The sequence below is a fragment of the Staphylococcus shinii genome, from assembly GCF_017583065.1.
Classification (GTDB): domain Bacteria; phylum Bacillota; class Bacilli; order Staphylococcales; family Staphylococcaceae; genus Staphylococcus; species Staphylococcus shinii.
The window spans coordinates 1-25,640 of record NZ_JAGEVL010000015.1; the positions used below are offsets into that span (position 1 = coordinate 1).

General features: G+C 29.7%; 26 protein-coding genes and 2 pseudogenes. 14 read left to right on the forward strand and 14 right to left on the reverse strand.

Annotated elements, in window-relative coordinates; translation table 11 throughout:
• Nucleotides 1-140: 140 nt before the first annotated feature.
• From J5E45_RS14045 to msr(A), 5 genes are all read right to left on the reverse strand, one after another.
• The gene (locus J5E45_RS14045) at nt 141-353 is read right to left on the reverse strand and encodes a hypothetical protein (protein WP_069820938.1); all 213 of its coding nucleotides are present in this window, start codon (nt 351-353) and stop codon (nt 141-143) included.
• Between the two features lie 78 nt (nt 354-431).
• A complete protein-coding gene (locus J5E45_RS14050; RefSeq protein WP_002508712.1) occupies nt 432-731 on the reverse strand; it encodes a hypothetical protein in 300 nt (99 codons plus the stop codon).
• A gap of 303 nt (nt 732-1,034) precedes the next feature.
• Nucleotides 1,035-2,495, reverse strand: a complete 1,461-nt coding sequence (locus tag J5E45_RS14055) for an MDR family MFS transporter (RefSeq protein WP_069828349.1) — start codon at nt 2,493-2,495, stop codon at nt 1,035-1,037.
• Between the two features lie 321 nt (nt 2,496-2,816).
• On the reverse strand, nt 2,817-3,716 hold the full coding sequence (locus J5E45_RS14060) for an Mph(C) family macrolide 2'-phosphotransferase (protein ID WP_000196697.1): 900 nt from the start codon (nt 3,714-3,716) through the stop codon (nt 2,817-2,819).
• A 341-nt stretch (nt 3,717-4,057) separates the two neighbouring features.
• Entirely contained in the window at nt 4,058-5,524 is a 1,467-nt protein-coding gene (msr(A), locus tag J5E45_RS14065) for an ABC-F type ribosomal protection protein Msr(A) (protein ID WP_069820940.1), read from the reverse strand.
• 418 nt (nt 5,525-5,942) lie between these two features.
• Here msr(A) and J5E45_RS14070 point away from each other — a divergent pair, with 418 nt between their 5' ends.
• Both J5E45_RS14070 and J5E45_RS14075 read left to right on the forward strand, forming a co-directional pair.
• On the forward strand, nt 5,943-6,524 hold the full coding sequence (locus J5E45_RS14070) for a TetR/AcrR family transcriptional regulator (protein ID WP_107517820.1): 582 nt from the start codon (nt 5,943-5,945) through the stop codon (nt 6,522-6,524).
• Between the two features lie 13 nt (nt 6,525-6,537).
• Nucleotides 6,538-7,086, forward strand: a complete 549-nt coding sequence (locus tag J5E45_RS14075; protein ID WP_069819292.1) for a hypothetical protein — start codon at nt 6,538-6,540, stop codon at nt 7,084-7,086.
• A 153-nt stretch (nt 7,087-7,239) separates the two neighbouring features.
• On the opposite strand, the gene J5E45_RS14080 is transcribed toward J5E45_RS14075, so the two are convergent.
• The 4 genes from J5E45_RS14080 to J5E45_RS14095 all read right to left on the reverse strand — a co-directional run bounded on the left by J5E45_RS14080 (nt 7,240) and on the right by J5E45_RS14095 (nt 11,283).
• Nucleotides 7,240-8,847 carry an ABC transporter permease gene (locus tag J5E45_RS14080; protein ID WP_069819293.1) on the reverse strand — a complete coding sequence of 536 codons (1,608 nt, stop codon included), beginning with the start codon at nt 8,845-8,847 and terminating at the stop codon, nt 7,240-7,242.
• A gap of 25 nt (nt 8,848-8,872) precedes the next feature.
• Nucleotides 8,873-9,754, reverse strand: a complete 882-nt coding sequence (locus tag J5E45_RS14085; protein ID WP_056935283.1) for an ABC transporter ATP-binding protein — start codon at nt 9,752-9,754, stop codon at nt 8,873-8,875.
• A 51-nt stretch (nt 9,755-9,805) separates the two neighbouring features.
• The gene (locus J5E45_RS14090) at nt 9,806-10,384 is read right to left on the reverse strand and encodes a TetR/AcrR family transcriptional regulator (protein WP_237282938.1); all 579 of its coding nucleotides are present in this window, start codon (nt 10,382-10,384) and stop codon (nt 9,806-9,808) included.
• Nucleotides 10,385-10,608: 224 nt separating this feature from the next.
• On the reverse strand, nt 10,609-11,283 hold the full coding sequence (locus tag J5E45_RS14095) for a DUF536 domain-containing protein (protein WP_115076074.1): 675 nt from the start codon (nt 11,281-11,283) through the stop codon (nt 10,609-10,611).
• A 418-nt stretch (nt 11,284-11,701) separates the two neighbouring features.
• Between J5E45_RS14095 and J5E45_RS14100 the strand changes: the two genes are divergently transcribed.
• From J5E45_RS14100 to J5E45_RS14145, 10 genes and pseudogenes are all read left to right on the forward strand, one after another.
• Nucleotides 11,702-12,673: a replication initiator protein A gene (locus J5E45_RS14100; RefSeq protein WP_115076075.1), complete on the forward strand. Its 972-nt coding sequence runs from the start codon at nt 11,702-11,704 to the stop codon at nt 12,671-12,673.
• Nucleotides 12,674-12,847: 174 nt separating this feature from the next.
• On the forward strand, nt 12,848-13,276 hold the full coding sequence (locus tag J5E45_RS14105) for a GNAT family N-acetyltransferase (protein ID WP_236593617.1): 429 nt from the start codon (nt 12,848-12,850) through the stop codon (nt 13,274-13,276).
• A gap of 884 nt (nt 13,277-14,160) precedes the next feature.
• Nucleotides 14,161-14,667: a hypothetical protein gene (locus J5E45_RS14110; protein ID WP_208182374.1), complete on the forward strand. Its 507-nt coding sequence runs from the start codon at nt 14,161-14,163 to the stop codon at nt 14,665-14,667.
• A 783-nt stretch (nt 14,668-15,450) separates the two neighbouring features.
• Entirely contained in the window at nt 15,451-15,657 is a 207-nt protein-coding gene (locus J5E45_RS14115) for a hypothetical protein (protein WP_069813475.1), read from the forward strand.
• Nucleotides 15,658-15,717: 60 nt separating this feature from the next.
• A pseudogene (locus J5E45_RS14120) lies at nt 15,718-15,831 on the forward strand (DUF4260 family protein); the annotation flags it as partial.
• A 14-nt stretch (nt 15,832-15,845) separates the two neighbouring features.
• The gene (locus tag J5E45_RS14125; RefSeq protein WP_107517807.1) at nt 15,846-16,436 is read left to right on the forward strand and encodes a type 1 glutamine amidotransferase family protein; all 591 of its coding nucleotides are present in this window, start codon (nt 15,846-15,848) and stop codon (nt 16,434-16,436) included.
• Between the two features lie 768 nt (nt 16,437-17,204).
• Nucleotides 17,205-17,306, forward strand: coding sequence for a type I toxin-antitoxin system Fst family toxin (locus J5E45_RS14130; RefSeq protein WP_002495781.1), 102 nt, complete (start codon nt 17,205-17,207; stop codon nt 17,304-17,306).
• Nucleotides 17,307-17,523: 217 nt separating this feature from the next.
• Entirely contained in the window at nt 17,524-17,721 is a 198-nt protein-coding gene (locus tag J5E45_RS14135; protein WP_071561892.1) for a hypothetical protein, read from the forward strand.
• A 58-nt stretch (nt 17,722-17,779) separates the two neighbouring features.
• Entirely contained in the window at nt 17,780-18,655 is an 876-nt protein-coding gene (locus J5E45_RS14140; protein WP_107377005.1) for a hypothetical protein, read from the forward strand.
• Nucleotides 18,656-18,798: 143 nt separating this feature from the next.
• The gene (locus tag J5E45_RS14145; RefSeq protein ID WP_107377004.1) at nt 18,799-19,836 is read left to right on the forward strand and encodes a 2,3-butanediol dehydrogenase; all 1,038 of its coding nucleotides are present in this window, start codon (nt 18,799-18,801) and stop codon (nt 19,834-19,836) included.
• A 123-nt stretch (nt 19,837-19,959) separates the two neighbouring features.
• Here the strand turns inward: J5E45_RS14145 and J5E45_RS14150 are convergent, their stop codons facing one another.
• The 5 genes and pseudogenes from J5E45_RS14150 to J5E45_RS14170 form a co-directional block, all read right to left on the reverse strand.
• Nucleotides 19,960-20,334, reverse strand: a complete 375-nt coding sequence (locus J5E45_RS14150) for a hypothetical protein (protein WP_002508680.1) — start codon at nt 20,332-20,334, stop codon at nt 19,960-19,962.
• 7 nt (nt 20,335-20,341) lie between these two features.
• Nucleotides 20,342-20,866 carry an acyl-CoA thioesterase gene (locus J5E45_RS14155; protein WP_002508681.1) on the reverse strand — a complete coding sequence of 175 codons (525 nt, stop codon included), beginning with the start codon at nt 20,864-20,866 and terminating at the stop codon, nt 20,342-20,344.
• Between the two features lie 110 nt (nt 20,867-20,976).
• Nucleotides 20,977-21,339: pseudogene (locus J5E45_RS14160) on the reverse strand (LysR substrate-binding domain-containing protein); the annotation flags it as partial.
• 24 nt (nt 21,340-21,363) lie between these two features.
• Nucleotides 21,364-21,915 carry a recombinase family protein gene (locus J5E45_RS14165; RefSeq protein ID WP_002512562.1) on the reverse strand — a complete coding sequence of 184 codons (552 nt, stop codon included), beginning with the start codon at nt 21,913-21,915 and terminating at the stop codon, nt 21,364-21,366.
• A gap of 469 nt (nt 21,916-22,384) precedes the next feature.
• Nucleotides 22,385-23,230 (reverse strand): BlaZ family penicillin-hydrolyzing class A beta-lactamase PC1, encoded by an 846-nt coding sequence (locus J5E45_RS14170; RefSeq protein WP_000733283.1) that lies wholly within the window; start codon nt 23,228-23,230, stop codon nt 22,385-22,387.
• 106 nt (nt 23,231-23,336) lie between these two features.
• Here J5E45_RS14170 and blaR1 point away from each other — a divergent pair, with 106 nt between their 5' ends.
• A complete protein-coding gene (gene blaR1 / locus J5E45_RS14175; RefSeq protein ID WP_001096374.1) occupies nt 23,337-25,094 on the forward strand; it encodes a beta-lactam sensor/signal transducer BlaR1 in 1,758 nt (585 codons plus the stop codon).
• On the forward strand, nt 25,084-25,464 hold the full coding sequence (blaI, locus tag J5E45_RS14180) for a penicillinase repressor BlaI (RefSeq protein ID WP_001284656.1): 381 nt from the start codon (nt 25,084-25,086) through the stop codon (nt 25,462-25,464). Before blaR1 ends, blaI begins: the two co-directional genes overlap by 11 nt.
• Nucleotides 25,465-25,640: the final 176 nt, after the last annotated feature.

The following is a 25,640-nucleotide window of genomic DNA, read 5'->3' on the forward strand; positions in this document are numbered from 1 at the left end:
CAATGTACTTTAATATAGGACATTGCTTTTCTCATTTACTAGGTAAAATCATTCTCATATATCAAGTAAAGTAACACTCTTAATATTAAGTTAAGAGGTTTTGTGTCAAAAACGAACGTTTTTAACTTTAAAGATTTTATCTATTTTTTATTCGTCTGTATAATAACAGATAAAATTATGGTTAAAATAAATATCAGTATAGTTGTAAAAATAATAATTTTATTATTTTGATTTTTATCTTCTTGCTCATCATCTTCTTCTAATTCTTTAATTCTTTGCTCGCGTACTTCAACTTCTTCTCTTGAGCCTTGCTCATTATCTAAGATATAGGGTTGTTGGTCTTTTACTTTCATAAATTTTTTCTCCTTATTATTAGAACAACAAAGACACCTAAAGATTTAGGTGTCTCAGTTTTTTTAATTTCATTTTTATTACATTCGGCTAAGCAGTTCTTTTTTTATAATAATCAAAGCATGGTTACCTTTTGAGTTGATGTTTTCCTGAGCATTTAGTATTAATAGATCAATTAAATCGTCATTATCTTTTTGACTTATTTCGTCTTTGAATTGATCAATATTTTCTATTAAAATTTTTTGATTGGGTTGCTGTTTGTCTATAGTGTAATACTGGTCAGCGCCCAAACCACCCTCTTCAATCATTTTCGATATTTCATTAGATCGTGTTTCATTTGTTTTGCTTATTTCTATTTCTTTTTTATCAGAGTTAACCATGACTATCCCCCTTATATGCCCATTACACACAGTGTAATAATACATATTTAAAATAACAATAACTCTGCTCACTAATAATTTATTGAGGGTTTAATAAATGACATTCTTGGTATCGTTTACATAGATGATTATTATTAGAATTCATATCAAAGAGGCACCTTGGTCAACCAAGGTGCCTCTTAATCGTTTCAAAAACAAATTCCATCTTAATAAGGATCGTTTTTAATTTCATTTTTTCTTGTTGAATTTCTATGTCTTATTGTTAAGTCATACTTTTAAAATGTATAATTATTTGTTAAATAATTAATCTGTTTTTTTCGGCGTCGCTCGGTAAACAATAAACGATAAGATAACGGCAATAATGGATATAGAAAAGCTAATAAAATAAACGAGTTCAACTCCTGCAACCATTGCCTGATTTATTGTGTCAGGATCTTGTGGTTTCCCTGAATTTTGTAAAAATTGAAGCTGTCTTGCATTCATAATACTAACAAATACTGCAACACCAATTGCTCCAGCAACTGGTTGTAAAGTTGTCATCACTGCAGTCCCATGTGGATATAAATGTTTTGGAAGTTGATTTAACCCATTGGTTTCAGCAGGCATCATAATTGCTGAAACAGATAGCATCAACAAGATATAACTAAGAATAACGATCCACAAAGGCGTATCCACATTCAATCTACTCATCACATACATTGCCCCACTTAGCACAATTGATGCAGGAATCATCAAAACACGCGGGCCAAATTTATCAAATAGATATCCCATAAACGGCGACATTGCCCCATTAAGTAAACTGCCCGGCAGTAAAATTAACCCCGCAGTAGCTGCAGTTAAAGCCAATGGTCCTTGCATATAGATAGGTAAAATTATTTCTGAAGCAAACATCGTCATGATGATTATTAAAAACATTAAAATAGCGTGTGTATACATAGGATATTTAAATACTCTTAAATCTATTAGAGGTTCTTTTAAATTTAATTGTCTTATTGAAAATAAGACAATTCCAATGATTCCAACAATTATTGGAATTAATACATTGATACTTAAAAACCCTGATTCACTTTTTCCAGCGCTACTAAAGCCATATATAACAGCCCCAAAACCTATAGTTGAAAAAACTAATGATAAATAATCGATTTTAGGTTTAGTAACTTCTGATACATTAATTAAAAACTTAGACGCAAATGCAATTGAGAATATTGAAAATGGGATTACCATAATAAATAAAGAACGCCAACCTAGATATTCAACAATCACTCCAGATAGCGTTGGGCCAATAGTTGGCGCAAACATGATAACAAACCCAACGATTCCCATGATTTTTCCACGTTTAAAGGGGGGGTAAATCAGCAAAAATACATTGAATATAATAGGCAAAAGCATCCCGGTCCCGATTGCTTGAATGAACCGTCCAATAAGAAGTATAGGAAAGGCTGGTGCCGCCGCACAAATTACTGTTCCAAGAGTAAAAATGGTCATAGTACTTAAAAATAACTGTCTTGTAGTAAACCACTGCAACAACAACGCAGAAATCGGTGCTACGATTCCCATAATCAACATAAACCCTGTCGTCATCCATTGTACAGTTGGTAAAGTGATATCGAATTCTTTCATCAAAGATGTAAGGGCAATATTTAATAATGTTTCATTTAATATAGCAAAAAAAGCTCCAATAATTAGCGACAATATAATGGGTAATGTTTTAAAATTTGGATCATCCGCTAGATACTCATATTTTTGGTGCTTATTATTGTTCATTTTAAGGCCCTCTCTATCATAAATATTTAAATTAACTAAAAATTTTAATCATCTGTTTAATACTTATGAAATGTATTTACGGTAGGTATTAAAATTGATGAAATTTATATAAGTGCTTTCAATGAAAATGACCGTTTATTTATCCTCCTGATTTAAGGAGTTAGAAATTTCGAAAACGATTCTTTCCATTTGTTGCATTTGTTCCATGTCGAGATATTCAATACATTATAGAAAACCAAAGACCATCACTAATTAAACGCCGTTTTAAAATTTCATCAGGATTGCCTTCGTCTTTAAAAGGGGCCTCTTTTAATATAAGTTCTACTCTTTCATACCTAACTCTTTCAATGCCATCGTTTCATACGCCGATTCTCCTGATTCCATAGCAAACTCAGCGATAAACATTGGGAATACTGCATTGAGTTCTATTATATGCTCTTTCATTCGTGGCCATATTTCACCTCCAGCTTTACCGTATGCTGTTATAAGTTGCTCTAATCCTTCGTCGTCGAATACACGATGGTGTCCTATAAAGTCCATTGATGGGTCGGAGTGGGTTGCTTCAGTCCAGTCTATGAGACCTGTGACGTTTGCTTGGTTATCTACCATTATATGTCCTGGATGTAAGTCCCCATGTATCATGGTCGCATGTCGAGGCCATAGTTCGTCGTTTTCTAACCATTGTTTCCATCTGTTCCATAATTCATCTGATACGCCATAAGTTTCTTTAACTTTATTCATTCTTCTTTGAAAGTCATTTTTTATTTCTTGTATGGTTTTGATATTTATATGCTGAACGTTAATGTTTTCTTCTGGTATGTTGTGTAAATCTACGAGTGTTTCAGCTAATGTGTTAATAAAGTTTTCTGGTAATGGTTTGTGTTCAATTTCCCATACATAATTTTGTATTTCTGGATCTATTGTGGCTGCGGGTTTACCTGTAAGTTTTGGGTAAGCAATAAGGTCTTTTGCATGTACTTTCCACTTCGGTATTTCAAATGAAACATTCTTCTGTAAGAAGTCTACCGTTTGTTTTTCGGGTTTTGTTCGTTTATAAACGTCAGGTCTTCTTGGTAGTCTCAAAACCCATTCTACTCCATGTTTATCTTTTCCAAATGCAACTTGGAAATCAAGTCCCGATTCATTCAATGAGATTGTTTGAGGTTGGATGTGTAATTGATATTTTTCTGCACATTTAATAATTTCATTATGTCGAGTCATTTTATTGGCTCCTTATTTCTATTATATTTTTCTTGTGAACGTATTTTTTATATTGATATAAATGAACCTAATCTTCAAGACTTCGGGATATAGTGTATGAAAGTAATTTATGTTCTAATATTATAAATAATAATACTTCTTAATTGATAGTGCTGGGAATGGTTGTTTATTAATGATTGCAGTTCCTGAGCGTTATGAACACGTTGTTTTTATACCGAAGACATTAAAATTATACACTTTTAAATCACAAAAAATTTATAAATCATCGGTTATGTTACTATTGTTATTTACTTTATTATAATACTTTAAAGAAATATTTAATATAAATTAGTGTATAGTTTTTAAGTTATATCATGAATAGATTGTCCTGTTAATTCCCATTTTTTATCTGATACATGTTTAACAAACCTTGTATCATGTGATGTAAACAAAATGATTCCAGGATATTTATTCATAAACATTTCTAATGCTTCTAATGTTTTAATATCTAAAAAATTAGTTGGTTCATCCAAAATTAACATATTCGCTTTCGTTGAAAATAATACTGCTAACGATAATTTCGTTCTTTCCCCACCACTCAAAACATTACAAGAACGCTCAAGTGCTTCATTTAAACCCAAGTTATTTAAAATAGCTCTACTGAATGATTCTGATGAATCCGTTTCATCCATTAAATATTGCAATAATGAAACGTCACGCATGTCTTCATAAGCAAGTTGACGATAGTATGCCATTTGCACTTTAGGAGAACAATCAATTCCCTCTATTTGGTGGTAAATAGCTTCAAGTAAAGTTGTCTTACCTACACCATTTGCACCTACGAGTGCTATATTTTTGCCATATGGTATTTGGAAACGTACTTGTGTTAGCAGTTTTTGACTTCCTTTAACCAATGTTAGATTTTGTGCAATGATTGGATAATTATTATGGATATCATAAATTTTATTTTGTGGAAAATTGAATTCATGATAACTTTGTGGTTTTTCAACTTCTTCCAAATGTTCCATTCTTTTTTCAATATGCTTAGCTTGTTTTTGAGCAGCCTTCTCAACCGTGCCTTTTTGTTTTGATGCACTTAAACGATCTGGTGCTATACTTTTATTTTTTTGTTTTGATGATGCTTGTGCCATTTGTTGCGCTTGATTTCGTTTAGCTTTACTGGCTTGGGACAATCTTTGTTTTTCACTTATATACTGTTCATATTGACGTTGTTGTTCTAACTGTTCTTGTTCATATTGATTTTGATACTGTGTGTAATTACCTTTAAACACTCTTATTGTGCCATCTTCTTGTATATCCCAAATTGTGTCAGCAATTTGGTCTATAAGTGCTCTATCATGACTTACTATAATTAAAGTACCATAGTAATATTTTAAAATATTATTCAGATAATCTTTACCAATTTTATCCAAGTGATTTGTAGGTTCATCTAAAAGTAATATCGGACTATAATTTGATATGACATTAGCTAATTTATATTTTGCTTTTTCACCACCACTCATACTGTCGATTGTATGCATAGGTATATGGAGTTCACTCATTAAACTACCGTCTAACGTGTTAAAATCATTTTCCACATCCATGTTAAGCTGTTCAAAATATTGAATTTCGCCATCCGTTTCAACTGTTCCAGATTCTGGTTTTGTTTTTTGAGCAATCATATTTAGTAATGTGGTTTTGCCAGTACCATTACCCCCAATAAGTGCTATTTTTTCAAATTGGTAAGCATAAAGATGACCGATGTTAAGTGATCGTAAATCTGTCAATTTATGATTGATTTGGTTAAATTTAATTGTATATTGTTCCATATTTATACACTCCTTGTATATTTAAAGGACGTGTACGCAAAAAATGAGACAGGCTACTCCCGTCTCATTCACATTACACTTTCAAACACTTAAAGAATTATTACGATGTTTTAGTATTTGAAAGCGTTTATTATTCCTATCGAAGGATAAAAAATGACATAAGTCATCCTATGAGTGTGTATTGCGGACAAGCCTTTTTGAATTAATTTAATTTTGTATTCAAAAAGGTTTATTTGAGTCTCATAGAAGCTGTCATTTTAATCCTCCTTCATCGATAAAATAGTAATGTTAATATAACATTTTATTGGTTTTTTTACAAGAATCTTTAAATGTTTAACAAAGGTAGGCTCTAAAAATACAAATTGAGCCCACTATTTTTATTTAACACAGTCGTATTAAAAAATGTTAAACTTTAAATATGCCAAAAATAATTAATCACAAAGAAAAGAAAAAACAAATAATTCAATATGCTTTTGATTCAATTGTAGAAAATGGTGCCAAAGGATCTACTGTAAGACAAATTGCGAAACTAGCTAAGATGACGCCTGGACAAATTAGATACTATTTTCCGAATCATTCAGAGTTACTAAATGCTGTTATGTCTGCAATAGAACTAAAAGTAAGAAGGAAAATTGAAGTAATATTTACATCCGAAGACCTTAATGCAATTGACAAAGCAAAAGTAAGCTTGCTAACAGTATTACCATTAGATCAAGAAAGATTAGCTGATATGGAAGTTTGGATGGCGTTTCGCTATGACATACATGAGTATGGTCAAAGTACGCTTGACGATGGGTTAGACCAATTATGTCATAGTGTTTTAACTTTATTAAGCAATGATCATTTATTGAAAGATAATTTAAACATCCACCTTCATTCTATGAAATTACACGCATTAATTGATGGTTTAGCTCTTCATAAATTACTTAATCCAAATCAAACTTCAAATGAAGATATTCAATCAATTGTAGATGAAGAAATAACTAGGCTAACGCAATAAAGGAGGGTAACCCATGAACTTTATAGTATGGCTCATTATTTTTTGTGAAGTAGCCTTTTGGGTTGTTATATTACTCGGGTTGGTAACAAGATATATCTTAAAACAAAAAACACTAGGTCTACTATTCCTAGCACTTACACCAGTTATAGATTTAATAATACTTATAACAACAAGTATAGACCTCATGAATGGAGCAACAGCTGAAATCCCTCATGCTATAGCTGCGGTCTATATTTCAGTATCTCTTGTCTTTGGGAAAAGCATGATAAATTGGGCAGATGATAGATTTAGATATTATGTGATGAAACAAGGATCTAAACCTTATAAAGCTGTAGGGTTAGCTTACGCTAAAAACTATGCTAAAAGTTGGTTGAAACATTTACTTTCTTACATTATAGGAACAGGTATTTTGCATTTGATTGTTTTTTTAATTAATGATAAAAGTCGTACAGAAGCTATAGATAATGTTATTCATGTTTGGACAATTGTCATTATTATTGACTTAATCATTTGTATTTCATATTTTTTATGGCCACCCAAAAAGAAAGTAAATCATAATTAACAATTAATTTGAATTTATCTTATTATTCTAATTAATATCATTTATCTCTTTGCATTTATAAGAAATAGGTTATATAAAGAGGCTAATCATTTTATATAGTGATTAGCCTCTTATTTACATAATCAAATTTCATCTTAATAACGAACCTTAATTTCACCCAATTAAATCTCGTTTTTTATATCCAATATAGCCTAAAATTATAAATACAATGCTAATCATAGATAGAATGACAAAACTGAAGATATCAAAATTTTCTTTTGGCATTTGTGGGAGCCAATTCAATATAGCTGTTTTTGAAAGCCATTCAGGTAAGTCTAAAGTACCTCCAAAATAATTGAGTGCAAAAGTATATCCAAGATAAGCATAAGCTATTTTTCCAAGTTTGGGTGCCCACCCGAATGCAAGAGTAGCAAGACTAGTGAAAAATAATATAGCAGGTAAAAAATTATATCCAGCTGCAAGGAAATCAATAAGCTGCATTTCCCCATGACCTTCCATCACGTTTATTGCTGTCACACCTAGGCTAAGTGAAGCCACTAAAACACCTAATACGCTACTAAAAAATGCTAAACCAATATTAGTCCAATATATTCTACTACGCGTCACTTTAGTAGGGTATATTTGGCTAAGATGAAGTTTATTTTCTTCTGAAAATAATTTGTTAACAATTACAATCGGCAATATAGCAACTAAACTAACCATAACCACCATAATCGTGCTCGTAAATGATGTTTCAATAGAAACATTTGAAGTAGAAAACATTTGTTTCATCATTTCGTTACTTTCTAAGAAAGTCTGCATGTCTCCATAAATTGATCCATAAGCAATGCCCATAACCATAAATGCAACTAACCAACTGATGATAATACTTTGATTAATTTTGCATAATAAACCACGGATAGATAATAATGACTTTTTGGCATTCCTCTTTCCTTTTTTTTCAGGAATATAGCTATCTCCCATATCGCGTGCGCCTTCAAGCATAAATGCAATAATAACTACTATGATACTAAATATAAAAGCAATGGCAATCGGAAGCCAATTATTATCTGTAAAAGGGTAAGTGAGATATGTCCAACCAAGAGGATTAAAAATAGACAACTCAATGTTGGATACATCTGTGCCAGCACGGATAATATATAGCAAACCTACAATACCAAGAGACAATCCAATGGCAGATGATGAGGTTGGCATGATTTGAGAGACAACGAGAGCAATGCTTGCACCCATTACTCCTGCCATTCCAATTGTTATTCCAAAAAGCAGGGCACCTTGAAGAGAAATCGTTTCTGCATTAAAACTCACCATTACTGCAGAAATAAACATCGCTATTAAGCCATTAATTAACACTATTTCTATTATTGTAGCAAGTGAATTTGCTTGTCGACCTATTTGAAACGAGCGTACTAATTCTGTAAGCCCCAATTCTTCTTCCTTACGTGTATGTCCAATTATATGCAATATAGAGACTATCATCGCAAAAAGTCCACAAAATAATAACATTTCATGTGCATACATGGCGCCTAAAGTATAATCTGTTGCTGTCTCAATTGGTGTGGGACCTACCATAGAAATCATTGCAGGGTTTTGTAATGTTTCAAACATACCAATTAACCCTTTCCCTTGTGCTATCTCTTTAAAAGCTGGAACAAATCCTGCTGAAAACAAACCAATACTTAAAATCCATATAATCATTTTTTTCCAATCAAGCTTTAGATAATGCAAAAACAGTGTGTTCCAACCAGAAAATTTTTCATGCATATGAACTCAACCTCCTTTCCATTATTTAGCCTTCATAATGACGTATAAATAAATCTTCAAGTGTAGGTGGTGTAGATTCAAGTTTTTTAACACCCAATTTAACTGCTTCGCTTAGAATAGAATTAAGGTGTTTATTATCAGCAGAAAATGTCGCTTGATTATTGCTTTGTTTAAAATCAAATACGCCTTGTATTTCTGATAATTTAGCTACATCTTCTTCTGTTTCGATCATCAGCGTTGAACGAGTTAAATGACGTAATTCATCGAGTGTTCCAGTTTCTACGATTTCTCCTTGTCTAATAATAGCAACTCTATCTGCTAGACGTTCCACCTCACTTAAAATATGTGAGGATAGCAAAATAGATTTTCCAGTTGCTTTAATTTTTTCAACTTCTTCTTGAAATGTTACTTCCATTAATGGATCAAGGCCAGAGGTCGGTTCATCAAAGATGTATAAGTCGGAATCAACTGATAATGCTGCAATCAAACCAACTTTTTGACGGTTACCTTTTGAATATCCTTTAGACTTTTTCTTAGGATCTAGTTCAAAACGTTTAATTAACTCATCTCGTTTTTCTGTGTCTCCACTACCATGTAATTTCATGAATAAATCGATAATTTCTCCACCCGTCAAATTACCCCATAATGCAATATCCCCTGGAACATAAGATATTCTTTTATGAATTTTAAGACTTTCTTTCCATACATCTTTTCCGAATATTTCTACCTCACCTGCATCTCGTTTAATAACTCCTAATAGTGTACGCAAAGTAGTAGATTTTCCTGCACCATTAGGACCAATAAATCCTAAAACTTCACCTTTATTAACTGTAAAAGACACATCATTTAAAGCCTTGAAATCACCAAAGTTCTTTTGTAATCCTGTAATTTTCACAACTTCCCTCATAATAGTGAAGCCCCCTTTTGTAGTACTCGTTTCTTTTTTTAATACTTCCTTTTACTTATAAAAACTATTCTTTAATATTTGAGCGTAATCATGCCACTCTTTGAGATACTGATTACCAAAATCGGAAATATTTTCAAAAGATTTTATTTGTTGAAGTCCCTTTTCTCCAAAACCGGACATTGTCCAATTAAGAATTTCAATTGCTTTTTCGATATCAATATCATCACGAAATTTAGAATAGTCGATGTTAGCAAATATTTTTTGTCGTCCATTTTCATATATATGGTCAACTTTTTTCTCAATAATAGCTTTTACTTCTAATGATTCTTCTTGAATAGAATGTTTTAGAAAATCAAATATTTCAGGATGCTTTTGTTGAACATATAATTTTTGTAAACCAATATTCTCAATCCTATTAAATAAATCCTTCTCACTTAAATCAATTTCTCTATACATATTCTCTAAAATTTGTGTACTATAATTAATTAAATAAATATAGAGGTCTTTTTTACTATTAAAATAATTAAATAATGATCCCTTGGAAATATTCGCTTTTTTAACAATTTCATTTGTAGATGCCTTGTCAAAACCATTTTTCACAAATTCTTTGATTGATGAGTTAATAATCATTTTTTGTTTGTTCGTTTTCAAGTTATTAAATATAGTGTTAATAAAAATGCCTCCTTTTCATTCAAAATGACTACTTCGGTCATTTGGAGTTTACATCATATGACCAAAGTAGTCAATTTTTTACATAATCGATGATTATCAGAAGTTCCGATGATATAAATAAGCGCTACAAGTTATTCGACTTGTAGCGCTTATTTAATGAATATGGTCTTTTAAAACTATTATTAGCCACCAAACAAACGACTCCAGAAGCCTTTTTTAGGTTGTGTTTCTTCATATCGCGTACTTTCATCGCTTTTACTTTCATCTATATCCTTATGTTGAATCTCTGCTTCTTTTTCTTCTTCCTGGTGTTGATTAATATTTACAGAATCAGTAGTATATGTTGCTTCTTGTGCATCAACGTTTTGTCTATCGTTAGTAGATGTATCAAAGGAATAATTAAGGTGTCTCTCTTCCTCTAATTGATTCTCTAACTTTTGAATTTTTTTATTACTCTCTAATGCCAGAACTTGCTGATTCTCAAGCAATTTTGATCTTTCCTGCAACTCTTTTCTGTAGAATTCAATTGTTGTTTCATGACGACTTTCTTGTTTTTCAATTTGATCATTCAAAGTATCAATCTGATTTTTAAGGATTTCTACTATTTGAGTATCACTTTTGGATTCAACATTAATATTATCTGACTCTTTTTTTTGTTTGTCTTCAGTAGCACTTTCAAAACCATATTTCTTTTTATTTTCATTTACTCTTTGAATGATTTTTTCTATATCGGTATCTTCTTTAATAAACGAAGTGTTTTCCTGTTTTATTGTCTCTATATTCAATCGTTTAATGTTATTAAAAATCGTTTGCTTACTAACCCCTAATTCTTCACTCAACATTTTCACGCTTTTCATATCATCAACCCTTTATAAAATGTTTATCAACCCTTTATAACATATTATAAGCTTATCACGCTTAATAATAAAGTGATTGATAAGTCGAAAATATAAAACCGTCAACCCTTTTATCAAGTATTTGTAAAGGGTTGACGGTAGTTGTCAAGGGTTTGCAAACCCTTTATCAACCCTTGACAACACTACATTTTCCCTTTTATAAGCTTATTCAAAGTGCTATAATAACCTTAATACAACAAAAACCCCAACTACTGGTAATAGTCGGGGTTTGGTAATAAAACGTTGCAGCACGTTTATAAATATTTTGATATCTGTATTATATACAACTATATCATCAAAGTGCAAGCAAAAAATTTATGTGTTCTTGTAATGTTTTATTACCTCTATCCAAAATTTGAATAGGAAAGGGGTTTTTATTATGTCTAGAAAAAACATAAAAAATCAGGCCAGTCAAAATTTCTATATGCTACATAAAGTATTATTTATCAATGAAAAATATAAAAAGTTAAGTGATAGTGCAAAAGTTACCTATGCAATTCTTAATGATAGAGTAAGTTTATCTATTAAAAATAATTGGATAGATCAAAATGGAGATATATATTTTATTTTCACAAATGAAAATCTTCAAGAAGTGTTAGATAAAAGTAAAAATACAATAACCAAAATTAAAAAAGAATTACAAGAAGTGGGTTTATTAGAACAAGTTAAAACTGGATTTAATCGACCAAACAAACTATACCTTCATGAAATTGAAACAAATATAAATATTGAAAAAGAAATACAAAATAGCACTTCAAACAATGACGAATCAAGTGATAGCAAGGAATCCCAAATAATGGGAGTCCAGAATCCCAAACAATGGGAGCCCAGAATCCCAAACAATGGGAGCCCAGAATCCCAAAACTTAGACTCTAATGATACTGACTTAAGTAATACTGATTATATAGAGACTGAGAATAATGATACGAATGACTTGAATGATACATACAACAATCCAATAAACAATAATCATTCGGATCATACAAATCATCAACAAACCGAATTTAATAATGATGCGCTTAAGTTCCAAGTCCTCGAAGAATTGCCTCAACAACTTCAAGACTATTTAAGTAAATTTGAAATTAGAGAAATTCGGATTATTAAAAGTGTATTACTCAAAGGTAAAAAATCATTTAATAATGCACATGATACGTATTACCGTTTAGAAGATGTTGAGTTTGAAATTGTAAGTGTGTTGAAACGTTTTAAAGCGATGCTGCTACAAAAGAATGAAACCGTTGAAGCGATGCAAGGGTATTTAATGCAATCTATTAAAGCTGAATTCGAAGAAACACATGCACTTTATATGCGACGTCAAAACATGAAACAACATAATATCTTTAATCAGTAGATGTGGCGTGCTTTCACATTTAAATTAAGAGAACACCCTTTATATTATATGTAGCTAGTAAATAAAGGGTTACATAGGAGCAAACTATTTTAGGAGGGCGCGTATGGCGTTCTATTCTAGAGACTTAAAGCACACAGATATAGATATTTAAATGAATTATATGCTTTACCAGAAGTGACTCAGTATCAAACTTGGGGTCCTCAAAGTTATGAAGAGACTCAGCAGTTCATTAATGTGGTGTTAGATAAAGAATCCAATTGGATTTACAATGTCCTCGTTGATCCTGATACAGATAAAGTCATAGGGGCGATACAATTAGCCATAGATGAAGTGAACCAAAGTGCTGAAATTAACTTTATTGTCCATCCAAATTATTGGGGCGACGGCGTTGCGACGGATATCGCGAAAACAATCATCAAATATGCCTTTAAAGTACTGAAACTCAATAGAATAGGGGCAGCCATTGATTCAAACAATATAGCTTCCGGAATTGTGTTGGAAAAGTTAGGTATGAAACGAGAGGGCATGTTGAGAAAAGATAAATTAGTGCAAGATGAATATAGAGACACATTGATCTATGGTCTTTTGAGAAGTGAATACTAAGCGTTAATGTTTATACAAGTGAGGAAGAAAGAGAAGCACATTTAGTTATTGAAATTTGAAATTTTTAAAAAGCAAAATCATTACTTAAAAAAGGTTAGGAGTTTGATTTATGAGTACAAAATACAAGAGAACTAAGTCAGCTTTTATTGAGATTATTTCAGACATTGTATTTCAGATATTTGTATTTATTCCTAATATTTTCAAGTTAATAATTCGATTTTTTAAAAGCGTTTTTTGATAAACCCTAGCTTAAAAAGCAACGTTTTTTGATGTCTTTTTGCCCCTGCGGGAACTATAGCGTTCAACCGGCATGGTTGCCCAATTTTCATGTTAATTTTTAGATTTGCATGTAACTGGGCAATGTCTAAAAAATTTGCCACTGGTTTAGACCAAAAAATGTTTGTGAAATTAAAACATATTTATTTTGCTCATATTTGCGTTTTAAGAGCTTATGTATGCTTTTAGGTATAAAAGCATAGGGGTTATACCTAGATCTTTAAAATAACCCCTTAAAATTCGAAATAAAGGCATTTAATAATTTAATAAGTCTTGTGATGAAGTTTGGTGAAAAGGAGTGGTTTTATGACTGCTATGTGGTTGTCAATTATAGGTATGTGGTTTTGTATTGGTATGGCTTTTTTTGCTATTAAGGTCAGTAAAAATAAAAAGTAGAACCCGCATTTATGTTGAGAAGAGCCCTTAACTAAACTTGCAGACGAATGTCGGCATAGCGTGAGCTATTAAGCCGACCATTCGACAAGTTTTGGGATTGTTAAGGGTTCCGAGGCTCAACGTCAATAAAGCAATTGGAATAAAGTTTTTTCTTAAGAGAAAACTAAAAAGGTTGTATAGATTGTAGTAAAATAAGAGTTAAGGAGGTTTTTATGAATTCGAAGTTTAAGGTTTTTTTATATGATTTATTTATTTCATTTTTAGTTACGTTAATCATTAATTTTTCAGTATATTTTTTTAGTTTGAAATCTATAAGTTTTGATTTTTTAATCAAATATAAATTTTACTTTTATTGGTTTGTATTATTTTTGTTTGTTTTAGTAATACGTTTTTTTATAAAAAAATACATAGATAGATTGCAGGATGATATACCTAGAATAGTTATGGCTTCATATAATAAATGGTTTGTAAAAACTGATTATTTGGGCTTTACTTGGACTGTTCTTTTTAATTTTCTTTCCGAAAATTGGAAGAATCTTGATTTACAAAAATGTAAATTTGAAGATTTGGAAGAAGTTGAAATATGTGATGTTAAGGGACCGTATTGTCCTGATGATAAGAGAGAGATGAAAGTTACTAGAACTTATTTTGGGCGTTATAAATACAAATGTCCAAAGTGTAAATATAAAAAAAATTACTTAAAAATCATATTACTTTAGTAAATGATACTATTGATGAATTTCGTTCTAAATTTAGATGATTTTTTGTTTTTTCTTGTCTTGATACTATATAGAAATAACTCAAAGATATTAAAGTGAAGACCTAATCTTATTTAGATTGGGTCTATTTTTTGTTTAAGTTTTGGGATTAGATTTTACAAATTTGGGAAACGTTGGGGGCTACTACGACCAACTTAACAACACAAAATACACTGTTGATTCCCAAAAATAAGGAAAATTATTTACGGAAATTAACTGTACATATTATAAAGATGATTTTAAACGCCTTAAGTTACTTTTATCAAAAAAGATACCTCGCTTAATAATAATATCTACACTGATAATTTTATTGAATATTGTATTATTAACACTTAATTTTACTTTTAAAAATTTTAATAGACCTCAAATAATTGCTTTCACTTTATTGGTTTTTCACTTTATTGGATTAGTAATATGTATCGATATAGTAGCTAAAATATCTGTGAATATTTTAGAGGATAATGCTAAAAAGTAATTGAAAATAGTCAAATCTATAAAACGAAAATTAAAAAGACTTTGTCTTTTTAATTAGTAAAACTATTATCTTTTATTGATTATTTAGTCCAAAAAAGACTATATAATCAATAGAAATTTATGATGCAAAATTAATTCGAAAGTAAGTATGAGGGATATTATGTTGCACAGGCTGTTGCACACGAGTAAAGAGCATAAGGGATATATGCCACCACTTTTTGTGGTGGGTCTGGCGAAGCCAGACATATCAAGGGTTTAAAGATTAACCCAGTGCCATCACTTTTTTTCTTTGTTGCACAGGTTGTTGCACCAATATATAGTGTTGTTGCACATCATGTTGTACCTATATATGGTGTTGTTGCACACATTGTGCAACATAGTAAAAACAAGAAAATAGTATTATTTGCATCAATCAACGAGTGGATTACATATATGTTTATTTGGAATTTTTTCTTTAATAATTTCAATAAAGTATAAAGGAAAACATAAGAATTTATTATCCCAAGTGGAGTAATTTTAAAATATCTTTAAGCTTTTTTATTAGAAATTGGATTGATTTGGTTAGCTCATATTAGTATGAATCGAACTGTCGAAAAGGGTCTTGAATATGCAATTGGATTTAATAAAACAACAATTCAAAAGTTTAAATAAAAAGGAGTTTTATTATGAAAAATGCTTTATTTCTTTTGTTAGATGAGTTTGCAGATTGGGAAGGTTCTTATTTATCTTCGACTTTAAACCAGAGCGAATCTTGGTCAGTTAAAACTATTTCAGTTGAAGAAAAAGTTGTTTCTTTAGGCGGTTTTTCAGTTTTGGTTGATTACGTTATTGGTTCTGAACCTAAAGATTATGATCTTTTGATAATGATTGGTGGTAATTCTTGGGATAACAGTAGTGATGACCTTTTAAGATTTGTCCAAGAAACTTTTAATAAAGGGATTCCAGTAGGCGCTATATGTGGTGCTGTTGATTACCTAGCAAAAAATGGATTTTTGAATAATTATAAACACACTGGAAATTCTATTTGTTTATGGAGTGATTATGATTGTTATACATCGGCGAATAAATTTATAGAAAAGCAAGCAGTGAAAGATGGGAAAACAGTTACTGCAAATGGTACAGCTCCACTTGAATTTACTGAATTAGTTTTAAAACTAATTGAATTTGACGCTCCTGAAAATATTGAAAAAACGATGTTTATAAACAGGCATGGTTTTTATAATTATTGTGAGAAATATGGGAATCCATTTTTATAAAGAAATTAAGAATTTTAGCACTAAGTAATTATAGCAACCATCATTTTGGTTGCTTATATATTATTGTTTTAAACTCCCTTTAATATTTTTGATTAGTGTCATATTTGCATACACTTATTTTGATTTCAGTGACATAAATAACTTAATAAAATAGAACTTAAAGGTACAAACTAACTTATGTTTATGAACCATTAAAGTGTAGGGGAATCTTTTGGGATTCCTAGACAACAGGATAAGGGTGAACAATGCCATTTACATGGCACCTAGCATAGCTAGGGTTTTGAATACTTAATTTTAAGTTCCATAAATACTACTATGACAACACTTATAGTAAATTAAGGACAAAAATAAATCGAAAAAGTAAAGTGTCATTAACTGGCATTATGAAACTGTTCACGATTTTCTATAAAAGCTGTTGTAAAGGTATTTATAGGGGATGGGAATCTTTAGAATCCCGGAGGAATCCCAAAAGATTCCTTTTTATAGCAATTTTTTGTATCTTTTCAATCTTGATATTTTTTATTAACGTTAATTTTAAATAACTTAATTCGAAATTTTCAAATCTAAAAACGAGATTTGTAATTAAATATTAAATTATAATTATGATTTTCAAACTTTTTATATTAGCAATTTGTATTATTAGTTTGGAGTTTTAATTAACATAGTTCAACTTATCGGAAGTATATATGCTTACATGTTTACAGATGATATAATTATAGAGTCGCCTATCTCTCAGGCGTCAAGTTGACGTAGAGAGGAGGTGTAATTATGCTTGATAACTTTGTTCACATCACGACCACGGCAGCGAGTGGTTGTATCGTAGCGTTATTTGCGCATTGGCTACGCAATCGCAACGATAAGAAAAAATAGGCGACCTTTAGCCAACACCTAAAAAATCCCCTCACTACTTCCGATAGTGAGGGGATTGGTGTATTATGCTTAATAACTTTGTTAAGTGCATTATAACATCATAATTGGTAGGAATGCAAAGTGATTAAATTAGCAGAAGAGTATACTATATTAAAAAAATCCAAAATTGGAGGTAGGTAAGCTGTGAGTACATATGAAGAAGAAAGAATAACAATAGGTGTTAAATTATAGTGACCAGCAATATGCGATTATAAAAAGTGTATTAGGTGAAAATGCTTATAATAGGCTCATTGAAGATATAGAAGGAGTAGTCAAAGATAAAACAAATAGCATTTCTATAAAAATTCCGGATGGCGGCGATTTCTTATTTATAAATACTGATTCTATAGCTTTTATAAATATTGATAAACAATAATTTAAAATAAAAAAGTTAACGATAACGGTCATTATGTAAATTAAGAAGGGAAATTAAAATGAAGAATAATTTTAGTAAACATATCATACTAGATAAATTAAATTTTAATAGAATGCATAAAAATATAGAAGATATAAATTCTATATTTAGCAAGAAAATATCCGAAGCAATAAAAGATATAAATTCTAAATACAGTAAGAAAATATCTGAATCAATAGAAGTTTTAGCTAAAAGTATACCTAACTTAGATGAATTTAAAGATGCTTTAGATAGTTTTATTGATAATACAACTACAGTAAATTCAATTTTTATTAACTATGATTATCCGCCAATAGATTATGTAGATATAAATGAAGTTATTAATTATGTTGAAATGAATTCAAATCATCAGGAGGTAACTAAAGAAAATATTAATTTGATAATGACAAGGTATTTTGATGAAATTCATTTTAATCATTTAAAAAGCCAAGTAACCACTTACAAACTACCTCAAGAAGATATTACTATATTAAAAGAGATTTTAGATGGATATAAGCATGAATATTATTATCTTATAATACCTGCATTATTAGCAAGATTAGAAGGTATGATATTCAATTCAGTGAATTATAAAGGAAGAACTAATTATCGACTCTTTAATATTGTAATTGAGGAAACGATAAACAAGTACAAATCTAAGCATGATTATTATGTTGATGCTGATTACGTCAAAATCAAAGAATATTATAAATTTAAATTAAAACGAAATTTTGAATTTGGTGAAAAAAGGATGAATGAAATTAATAGACATTCTATTATGCATGGTTATGATAATCAGTATGGAACAAAACAAAATGCAGTAATATTATTGCTACATTTCGAGTATCTTTATCATTGTTTAGCAGAATTAAATGAAAATGATAAACAAGATATTCGTAATAAAATGTTGAAATAGTAAACTAATTCAATATTTTACATGATTAGGGTACACTCTAATCATATAATAATTTAGAAACACTATATTAAAAGGTTAGTTTACTTGAAAGTAATTTTTAAAAGGCATACTATTAAATTAACTAAAACAAGGAGGTTTTATCAATGAAAGCAGCAGTTTGGTATGGTCAAAAGGATGTACGAGTTGAAGATCGAAAATCTAAAGAGTTACAAGATAATGAGGTTAAAGTTAAAGTGTCTTGGGCTGGCATTTGTGGTACAGATCTACATGAATACTTAGAAGGCCCTATATTTATTTCAACAGACAAACCAGACCCGTTCCTTGGCCAAAAAGCGCCCGTTACATTAGGCCACGAATTTGCAGGCGTAGTAGATGATATTGGTTCTAAGGTTACAAAATTTAACAAAGGCGATCGTGTTGTTATTAATCCTACAGTTTCAAATCGTGAAAAAGAAGAAAATATTGACCTTTATGATGGTTATTCATTTATAGGCTTAGGTTCTGATGGTGGATTTGCAGAATTTACAAACGCCCCAGAAGAGAATGTTTATAAATTACCAGATAATGTTTCTGATAAAGAAGGCGCCCTTGTAGAACCGACGGCTGTTGCAGTTCAAGCAATTAAAGAAGGCGAAGTTCTATTTGGCGATACTGTTGCTATTTTTGGAGCAGGGCCAATCGGTTTATTAACAACTATAGCAGCCAAAGCAGCTGGTGCTAGCAAAATATTTGTTTTCGATTTATCGGAAGAGCGACTTAATAAAGCTAAATCAGTAGGTGCTACTCATACGATAAATTCTGGTGAATCAAACCCAAGTGATATTATTAGTAAATACACTGATAATGGCGTTGATGTAGCATTTGAGGTAGCTGGTGTAGCGCCAACACTTAAATCTGCTATAGACGTTACTAAAGCAAGAGGTACTGTCGTTATAGTGTCTATATTTGGTCATCCTATTGAATGGAATCCAATGCAATTAACAAATACAGGTGTAAAGCTCACTTCGACAATTGCTTATACACCTACTACATTTCAACAAACAATAGATTTAATTAACGAAGGTAATTTAAAAGTTAAAGATGTCGTTACTGATGAGATAGAGTTAGATGATATTGTGGAGTCAGGATTTAAACAACTTGTAAACGATAAATCACAAGCAAAAATTCTCGTTAAGTTATAAAAGCTAATAAAAGAGCCAATCTAAATCAGAGTGGCTCTTTTATTAGCTAAAATATAGTTTTATTTAGTCAAGTGATTTTTAAATTTTTATAATTTGTTAATCTAAGCATTCTTAATGAACTTATTATTTAATAATTGTATTATTAAATACAAAACCAGGTTCAGCACCTAAAATGATAAGAAATATTTGTGAGTAGTCCACATTTTGGAATTTTAACATCATATCTTTAAAAAACACAAAATCACTATCTTTTTTAACTTTTGCTACTTCTTGTTCATATAATTTTAAAACAGATTCTCTTATTAAAATTGGTCTCTCATTTTGAATATTTTCACGGTTATCTGAAAACATAAGTGCTCCTAAATATTTATAATGGATACTTAATTGTCTTGTCAAACTAGCTATATATTCTAACTTTTCATACATACTAGGAAATTCGTTTCTTAGTTTTTTCAAATCTAACTTAATTTGGTTTAATTCTTCCATTTCATTAATCATTTTATCACTACTCCAATTCCCATGGCTTATTGATATCAAGAGAGTCAATTATATTTTTAGTTTGTGATCTTTTAATTTTTCGCATTTTAGCTCTTGCTTCGCCATCCATAAATAATAATTTTTCTTCTTTGGACTGAGGAGAGATTTTGGGTATTTTAATTGGTTTTTTCTTTTCATCCAAAGCTACAAAAGTAAGAAAAGCTACAGCAGCAATTTTTCTTTCTGCAGTAATCATATCTTCTGAAATGACTTTACAAAATATTTCCATAGATTTTTCTCCTGTATAAACTACATAAGATTCTATACAAACTGAATCAGATTGGGTGATTGGATATAAAAATTCTACTGAATCTGTAGAAGCTGTAACACATTCTTTAACTCTTGCATGTCTTCTAGCTGATAGTGTGGCGTTATTATCAATTTTTTTCATTAACACCCCCCCAAATAGTGTATTATAATTGTTTAAATCATTAATTAATACTTGGTCCGTACTGACAATTTTACTATCACTAGGAAATTTATAATTTTCCATAAAAAACTCCCGTTTCTATAATGTTTTACGTTCTAATTATAGAGCGAGAGTGTATAAATATAAAATATCCTTTTTTTATATAGCTATAAATTTCTCAAATGCTTTTATATTTAATAGTTAATTAAGAATTTTTCTTGGAGAAATTTAATCCAATTTTTTGTTAAAGAATCAACTATAATATCTTTTCTCCAAATAATAGTAAGTTCCCATTTCATGGAAGGTTTATTAATATCGATGACTTGTAAATTATTATCTAATAAGTCTAGTATTCCTTCGGGTAATATACATATCCCTAGATTATTTAATAATATTTCTTCTGTGAAGCTCCATTGAGTGGTTTTAAAAATCATATTAGGATTAAAGCCATAATTTCTACATGTATTTTTGATTTTATGGTTTAAACAGAAATCAGAATTAAATAAAATAAATTCTTGTTCTTCTAAAAAAGAGAATTTATTAAAGTTTTTATTATTTCTTCACGTTACCAGTTGTTTAAACTAATTATTTTTTATTATTCTGTATACCGTTGAACGACTTACACCAGTTTGCTTAGCAATTTCTTCTCCTGTAAGTTTTTGTTCATCGTATAGAAACTTAATTTCTCTTTTCTTATGGTCAGGTAATGAAGGCCTCCCGCCTTTTCGCCCTCTTGCTCGTGCTGCTTCTAATCCTTTTTTCGTACGTTCACTTAATAAGTTAGCTTCAAGTTCAGCAAATGCACTCATCATGGTAAAGAACATTTTACCCATTGCATCTTTGGTCGATACATTCATATCAATAATATGTAAATCAATGCTGTTTTCATCGAACCATTGAGATAACTCAATTAATTGTTTCGTTGTACGTCCAAGACGATCTAGTTTATAGATAACTAGAATATCTCCTTCTCGTAAATAATCCAAACACTTATCAAGTTCCGTTCTTTTCGTTTTGCGACCACTCGCTTTCTCTCTGAAGATACGTTCACAACCATATTCCTCAAGTGTATCAATCTGTCCATCAAGACTTTGATCTTGTGTTGATACACGTGCATAACCAATTTTAGCCATTTAAATACCACCTCTTTTAATCGTTTTATGGGTACTTATTAACGAAATCTAATTCTCGATGCAAATAAGCGCGTCTCTCATCGTCTGAAAACTCATAATTTTCGAGAATTATGATACATTGATTATAACACAAGTTTATAGACTTAAATATCCAAGAAAAACCTCTTATGTCACTTTGCTTGATATATGAGAATTATTTAACCTTATAAATGAGAAAAAAGCAACGCACTTTAAATAAGATACGTTGCTTTTTCGATTGATGAACACCTATAATTAAACTATTCATCTATTATTTATAATTTTTTGTATATACAATATTTCTAGTTTGTTAAAGAGAATTAAGAAAATAAATCTCGAAAATAATAGAGGGAAAATCAGTTTTTGATATCAAAATTATACATGTCAACGATAATACAAAATATAATACAAAATATAAGATGTTATCAGTATTTATTATGCATTTAGAATATTAAAATTCCTTCATTACACTCTTGGCGGTTTCACTTATCAACTTATCATTTGGCTTATCACTTTTATTGTCTTTATTCGTAAAAATGACTAAAACAATAGGTTCAGATTGGCCCTTAGGATAAACAAAAGCAACATCATTTCTAGAAGCATATGTTATTGCTTGACCACTTTTATCAGCAACCTTATAGTCTTTTGGAACACCGTCTTTAATTAAAGTATCTCCGCTTTTATTATTTAACATTAAATCAAGTAAGAATTTTTTGTTTTCTTTGCTTAATTTTCCATTTGCGATAAGTTTATTTAAAGTCTTACCGAAAGCAGCAGGTGTTGAAGTATCTTTTTTGCTCTTTGGTGAATAGTAATTTAATTCTATCTCATATCTAACTGGATTTGTTACTTTATCTCCTAGTTCTTTTAGACGTTGTTTAACTTTTTTGATTCCACCGATTTCTTTTATAATTTTATTGTTTGCTGTATTATCACTATATGTCATTGAAGCCTCAATAAGTGCTTTTAAAGTGATATCTTTTCCTACATATTTTTCTAAAATAGGAGAATAAGCAACTATATCATCTTTGTTAATATGTACTTTTTTATTTAACTTATTATAAGGTACTTGTTCTAACAAAATAGCACTATTTATCGCTTTTGAAGTTGAAGCATAGGCAAATCTCTTATCTGAATTAAATTTTACTTCCTTACCACTTTTAGTATCTAAAGCATAAACACCAATATGAGCATTATATTTTTTTTCTAAATCATTTAACTCTTTGGCATGTGAACTGTTTGAATTACATGCACTTAAAACTAAAGCAATTACAATTAAAAATATTAACTTTTTCAAAATAAACCCTCCGATATTACAGTTGTAATTTTTATAAATCAATAATATTACAATTGTAATATCGGTGTCAATAGTTTATTATAAATATTTGAAAGAAGGTGTTGAAATGGCTAAGTTATTAATAATGAGCATAGTAAGCTTTTGTTTTATATTTCTATTGTTATTATTTTTTAGGTACATATTAAAACGCTATTTTAATTATATGTTAAATTATAAAGTTTGGTATCTAACTCTTCTTGCAGGATTAATTCCTTTCATTCCTATTAAATTCTCTCTTTTTAAATTTAATAATGTGAATAATCAAGCGCCCACAGTTGAAAGTAAGTCACACGACTTGAACCATAACATAAATACCACCAAACCTATTCAAGAGTTCGCAACAGATATCCATAAGTTTAATTGGGATTCAATTGATAATATCTGCACAGTTATTTGGATAGTTTTAGTTATTATTTTAAGTTTTAAATTTTTGAAAGCCTTATTATATCTTAAATATTTAAAGAAACAGTCACTTTATCTAAACGAAAATGAAAAAAATAAAATAGATACGATACTTTTCAACCATCAATATAAAAAAAATATTGTGATTCGAAAAGCAGAGACTATTCAATCTCCAATAACTTTTTGGTATGGGAAATATATTATTTTGATTCCTAGTTCATATTTTAAAAGTGTAATTGACAAAAGACTAAAATATATAATATTGCATGAATATGCTCATGCTAAAAATAGAGATACTTTACATTTAATTATCTTTAATATCTTCTCTATTATTATGAGTTACAATCCATTAGTACATATTGTAAAAAGAAAGATAATTCATGACAATGAAGTAGAAGCCGATAGATTTGTCCTTAATAATATTAACAAAAATGAATTTAAAACTTATGCGGAATCTATTATGGACTCCGTATTAAATGTTCCATTTTTTAATAAAAATATATTAAGCCATTCATTTAATGGTAAAAAGTCATTACTCAAAAGAAGATTAATTAATATAAAAGAAGCCAATCTGAAAAAACAGTCCAAATTAATTCTAATTTTTATTTGTATTTTTACTTTTTTGCTCATGGTAATTCAAAGCCAGTTTTTGATGGGGCAATCCATAACTGATTATAATTATAAAAAGCCCTTACACAACGATTACCAAATTTTAGATAAAAGTAAAATTTTTGGTTCAAATAGTGGATCTTTCGTCATGTACAGCATGAAGAAAGACAAATACTATATTTATAACGAAAAAGAAAGTAGAAAAAGGTATTCTCCTAATTCAACTTATAAAATTTATTTAGCTATGTTTGGACTTGACCGACATATTATAAATGATGAAAATTCACGTATGTCATGGAATCATAAGCATTACCCTTTTGATGCTTGGAATAAGGAACAAGATTTAAATACAGCAATGCAAAATTCAGTTAATTGGTACTTCGAACGTATTAGCGATCAAATACCAAAGAACTATACTGCGACTCAACTCAAGCAATTAAATTATGGTAATAAAAATTTGGGAAGTTATAAAAGCTATTGGATGGAAGATAGTTTGAAAATATCTAATCTTGAACAAGTAATAGTTTTTAAAAATATGATGGAACAAAATAACCATTTTAGTAAAAAAGCAAAGAATCAATTATCTTCTTCATTATTGATTAAGAAAAATGAAAAGTATGAACTGTATGGGAAAACAGGTACAGGTATAGTAAACGGGAAGTATAATAATGGGTGGTTTGTAGGTTACGTAATTACAAATCATGATAAGTATTATTTTGCTACACATTTATCAGATGGAAAGCCATCTGGGAAAAATGCTGAATTAATCAGTGAAAAAATATTAAAAGAAATGGGTGTTTTAAATGGCCAATAAGCAAGTTGAAATATCTATGGCTGAATGGGATGTTATGAATATAATATGGGGTAAAAAATCAGTATCAGCTAATGAAATTGTAGTTGAAATTCAAAAATATAAAGAAGTTAGCGATAAAACGATTAGAACATTAATCACAAGACTATATAAAAAAGAGATTATAAAACGATACAAATCAGAGAATATTTATTTTTACTCATCAAATATTAAAGAAGACGATATTAAAATGAAAACTGCTAAAACCTTTCTTAATAAACTGTATGGAGGGGACATGAAAAGTTTAGTGCTGAATTTTGCGAAAAATGAAGAATTAAATAACAAAGAAATTGAAGAATTGCGAGACATTTTAAATGATATTAGTAAAAAGTAATTAGAGATATGTTTCAAACATAATACATATGTAAACTATGCTTGACTCTTATTAAATTAGTTTTGTTAATAACATTTAAAATATATTATTAAAGATGAGAGTGTACAGAAAATAACCATTTTCTGTACACTCTCTTTTTATGCCGAAATAAGTGAGTAATACATATATTTTCGTGT